General features: G+C 54.3%; 3 protein-coding genes. All 3 read right to left on the minus strand.

Translation table 11 applies throughout. The annotated features are described in order from the left end of the window. Nucleotides 1–417, minus strand: a 417-nt coding sequence (locus PHU49_15615) for a potassium-transporting ATPase subunit C (protein MDD5245436.1), incomplete at its 3' end; no start/stop codon positions are given. Between the two features lie 15 nt (nt 418–432). Then, the gene (kdpB, locus tag PHU49_15620; GenBank protein ID MDD5245437.1) at nt 433–2,481 is read right to left on the minus strand and encodes a potassium-transporting ATPase subunit KdpB; all 2,049 of its coding nucleotides are present in this window, start codon (nt 2,479–2,481) and stop codon (nt 433–435) included. A gap of 1 nt (nt 2,482) precedes the next feature. Further along, on the minus strand, nt 2,483–3,742 hold a 1,260-nt coding region (gene kdpA, locus PHU49_15625), incomplete at its 5' end, for a potassium-transporting ATPase subunit KdpA (protein MDD5245438.1).

Raw genomic sequence — 3,742 nt, forward strand, 5'->3', positions numbered from 1 at the left:
CGCACCCGATGGAGAGAGATGGGGATCAAGCCCGCTTCCGGAGGTTGTTACGAGTTCTACGGGAATAGGGCCTTCCGCCGCTGGATTTTCTTTCTTTAACCGTTCTATCTCCTTCGTCACCCTGTTCCTGAGTCTTTTTGAGGTTGGACCAAGGTTGGATCCCGAGGAGGCAGCCCCGTTATACCCCTTCCCTCCTGCCGCGGAAGGTCTTGGATGAAAATATGCCGGATCCCTGAAGTCCTGTGCAATGAGCTCCGAGCCGACGATATTGCCCTCTCCACCGGTAATCAGGCTCCCTCCCGCACGGTAGGGAAAAAGTACTTGAGCGATGCCGGTGATAAAAAGCGGGTACATGATCCCGGTAAGAACAAGCGTGCAGATTGTAATGCCTATAGCCGAACGAAAGATTATTTTCACGGTATCGTATACCTCCTAAGCAAGACCTACGGCCTTCAACAGCATGTCGATGACCTTGATACCGACGAAAGGCGTGATCACGCCGCCGAGTCCATAGATAAGGAGAGAACGCCTGAGGATGATGCTTGCTCCCAGGGGCCGGTATTGAACACCTTTGAGGGCGAGGGGGATAAGAAAGATGATGATTATGGCATTGAAGATAACCGTGGAGAGGATAGCGCTCCACGGAGAAGCGAGGCTCATGACGTTGAGCGGGGATATCTCCGGATAGACTCCCGCGAACATGGCAGGGAGGATCGCGAAGTATTTTGCCACGTCATTGGCAATGGAAAAGGTTGTGAGCGTTCCTCTTGTCATAAGGAGTTGTTTTCCCACCTCAACGACTTCAAGAAGTTTCGTCGGATCCGAATCAAGGTCAACCATGTTTGCAGCCTCCCTGGCGGCCTGCGTCCCGGTATTCATGGCCATCCCCACATCTGCCTGGGCGAGCGCGGGCGCATCATTGGTCCCATCCCCTGTCATAGCTACAAGCCTTCCCTTCAGTTGTTCTTCCCTGATGAAATTCATCTTTGCCTCCGGGGTCGCTTCAGCGAGGAAGCCGTCGACGTTTGCCTCCTTAGCGATAGCCGCGGCTGTCCTCGGATTATCACCGGTGATCATGATGGTCTTTATTCCCATGGCCCTGAAACGCTCGAACCGGTCCCGCATTCCTTCCTTCACGATGTCCTTAAGATGGATGATGCCGAGTATCGTGTTTCCCCGTGACACGGCTAAAGGCGTTCCGCCGCTGTCGCCTATGCGCCCGGCAATCTGGTGAACCTCAGCCGGAACAGATCCGCCCGATTCCTGCACAAACTTGCATACCGCGTCCACAGCCCCTTTCCGGACAGGGACCCCATCGACATCATATCCGCTCATCCTCGTATAGGCGCTGAAGGGGATAAATGCGACCTCCCCGGCTTCCTGATCGAACTTTTTATCGGGAAATTGCGATGCGATAAGGGTGATGATCGATCGTCCCTCAGGTGTCTCATCCGATATGCTTGAAAGGTATGCCGTATAGGCAATATCTTCAGGGTTTGTTCCATTTACAGGGATCAGCTCCACAGCCATCCTGTTCCCGAGGGTTATCGTCCCTGTCTTGTCCAGAAGAAGGGTGTCAACGTCTCCTGCCGCCTCTATGGCCCTTCCGCTTGTGGCAAGGACATTCTTCCTGACGAGCCTGTCTATCCCCGCAATGCCGATGGCAGAGAGCAGCCCTCCGATCGTGGTCGGTATGAGACAGACAAGGAGGGCCACCGCAACAGTGACGGAAAGCCGGATATTTGAATAAAACGCGAGGGGAATGAGGGTTACGCAGACAAGGAGAAAGATGAAGGTCAATCCCACAAGCAGGATATGAAGGGCGATCTCGTTGGGCGTCTTCTGACGTGACGCGCCCTCAACGAGGGAGATCATCTTGTCGAGAAAGGAGTCACCGGGTTTTGCAGTAATCTTCACGATGATCTGATCTGAAAGGACTTTGGTGCCGCCCGTTACAGCCGAGCGGTCCCCGCCGCTTTCTCTGATTACCGGCGCAGATTCGCCGGTAATGGCCGATTCGTCGACGGATGCGATGCCCTCGATCACCTCGCCGTCGCCCGGTATGATATTACCCGCCTTCACCATGACAACGTCACCTTTATTAAGCTGCGATGAGGGTATTGCCCATTCCTTGCCTTCCAGGTAAAGAAACGCTGTTGTGTCCCTTCTCATCTTCTTCAGGGCCTCTGCCTGCGCCTTGCCTCTCCCCTCTGCAACGGCCTCTGCGAAATTGGCAAAGATTACCGTAAACCACAGCCAGACGCTCACCAGGCCGGTAAACCACAGGGGTGCAGCGGCGCGATCAGGGGAAAAGATATCTCTTATGAACAGAATGGAGGTAAGAAAACTCCCGATCTCTACTACGAACATGACGGGGTTTCCGGCCATCACCCGTGGTGATAGTTTTTTTATGCTTTCCCACACGCTTTGCCGCAGGATATTTCTGTCAAAGAGCGCGATCTCTCTTTTTCGTTTTATCATCTCAGAATAACCTCCCTGCCTGTCCGATAAAGTGTTCCACGATCGGCCCCAATGTGAGGGCGGGAAAGAAGGTGAGGGCGCCAACGATCATTACAACGCCTGTAAGGAGGATCATGAAGAGAACGCCGTTTGTGGGAAATGTACCCGGTCCCGGCGGGATTGCCTTTTTTGCCGCCATTGAACCGGCAATCGCAAGGACAGGGATTATCATAAAAAACCTTCCCACAAACATCACAATACCCATCGTTACGTTCCACCAGGGCGTGTTTGCGTTGAGCCCGGCAAAGGCCGAGCCGTTGTTGCCTGCCCCGCTCGAAAAGGCGTAAAGGAGCTCGGTAAGTCCGTGGGGTCCGTGATTTCCCAGCGATGATAGACCGTAGGGCACAACCGCTGACCAGGCGGCAAAGGTAAGGATCAGGAAGGGGAATATGAGCGCGTAGATCATCGAATATTTTATCTCCCTTGCCTCGATCTTTTTTCCAAGGTATTCCGGTGTGCGGCCTACCATAAGGCCGGCAATAAACACCGCGATAATGACAAACACGAGCATGCCGTAAAGTCCTGCGCCGACACCGCCGAATACGACCTCCCCAAGCATGATATTTGTGAGCGGTACGAGCCCGCCGAGGGGGGTAAAACTGTCATGCATGGCATTGACCGCTCCGCACGACGCGGCAGTGGTGATCGTTGCAAACAGGGCGGAGCCTGCGGTTCCGAAGCGGATCTCCTTGCCCTCCATGTTCCCGGCGCTGTGATCGAGGGGCAGTCCCGCCAACGCAGGGTTCGGATGGGATTCGGCCCAGCAGGCGATCATTGCGCCTGAAAGAAAGAGAACGGCCATGGCGGCGAAGATTACCCACCCCTCTTTCTGATCCTTTGCCATCTTTCCGTATGTATAGGTAAGTGCGGCCGGGATGGCGAAGATCAGGAGCATCTGCAGAAAGTTCGTAAAAGGCGTGGGATTCTCGAACGGATGGGCGCTGTTCACATTGAAGAACCCGCCGCCGTTTGTTCCCAGTTCTTTAATGACCTCCTGGGATGCGACAGGGCCCATGGCGATAGCCTGTTTTACCCCTTCCAGCGTTGTAATATCCTTATAGGCGCTGAGATTCTGTATCACACCCTGCGAGACGAAGACGAGAGACCCGATGAGCGACAGGGGAAGCAGGACGTATATGACGGAACGGGTGAGATCAACCCAGAAATTGCCTATTGTGTCTTTTGCACCTGAAACAGAGCTCCGCACAAGCCCTCTTGACAG

Source organism: Syntrophorhabdaceae bacterium (assembly GCA_028713955.1).
In the GTDB taxonomy this organism is placed as follows: Bacteria; Desulfobacterota; Syntrophorhabdia; order Syntrophorhabdales; family Syntrophorhabdaceae; genus UBA5609.